The sequence below is a fragment of the Methylobacterium sp. WL119 genome, from assembly GCF_008039875.1.
Lineage (GTDB): Bacteria > Pseudomonadota > Alphaproteobacteria > Rhizobiales > Beijerinckiaceae > Methylobacterium.
Genome location: NZ_VRUU01000237.1, coordinates 1 through 1,009 on the forward strand (window position 1 = coordinate 1; position 1,009 = coordinate 1,009).

1 protein-coding gene is annotated in these 1,009 nt (G+C 76.4%); it reads right to left on the reverse strand.

What is annotated here, in order from left to right; all coding sequences use genetic code 11:
* Positions 1 to 1,000 (reverse strand): phosphomannomutase (locus FV227_RS28635; RefSeq protein WP_246688389.1); only part of this gene is annotated, 1,000 nt, incomplete at its 3' end.
* Between the last annotated feature and the right edge of the window lie 9 nt (positions 1,001 to 1,009).

Here is a 1,009-nt window from a genome sequence, read left to right on the forward strand (position 1 = left end):
CCGCCGCCATCGCCGCCGCCGCCGCGTCGAGCCCCCAGGCGAGGAGGTCCTTGGCTTCCGCGGCGGTCGGCGCCTCGGTGTAGCACCGCAGCTCGGGGGCGTTGCCCGAGGCGCGGAAGTGGATCGTGCGGCCGCCGCCGAGCGCGATCCGGATCCCGTCCTGCGCGTCGACCGCCTCCGGGGTGCCGACCGGCTGCAGGAAGGTCCGGCGGAACGACGCGTCGCCGAGGCTTTGCAGGAGGGCGCCGCTGCGCTCGGCCGGCGTGTCGGGCAGCCGGTCGCTCGCCATCTCGCCGACGTTCAGCGAGGCCACGAGGTCGGCCAGCGCCAGCCCCGCCTGCCGGGATGCGGCCAGCGTCGCCAGGATGGGCAGCATCGCGTCGCGCGTCGGCAGGGCGGGCAGGACCTTGTCGCCGACCGCGACGTCGGAGCCGAGCAGGAAGCCGCCGTTCGCCTCGAAGCCGGCGACCGCCTTCGCCCCCGCCCGCCGCGCCTGCTCCATGCCGGCGATGACGAAGGGCGAGCCGACGCGGGTGCGCAGCACCTGCCCGAACCCGCCGGCCTGCTCGATCGCCGAGCCGGCGGTGACGGGCACCACCACCGCATCGACGCCGAGATGGCGCGCGGTGATCAGGCCGAGCACGTCGCCGCGCACGATCCCGCCGGCGGCGTCCGCGACCAGCGGCCGGTCGGCGTCGCCGTCGGTGGTGACCAGGGCGTCGAAGTCGCCCGAGGCCATGACCTCGGCGATGAAGGCGACGTCCTCCGGGCGGTGGGCCTCGGTGTCGATCGGGACGAAGGTCTCCGAGCGGCCGATCGGCGTGACCTCGGCGCCGAACGCCGCCAGCAGGTCGGCGAGCAGGTCGCGGGCGACCGAGCTCTGCTGGTAGGCGGCGACGCGGATCCCGCTCAGGGTGTCGGGCGGGAAGACGTCGCCGTAGCGGCGCCGGTAGCGGTCGATCACGTCCGGGTCCGGCGTCGCGGCGACGGGGGCCGCCATGGTCCCGGC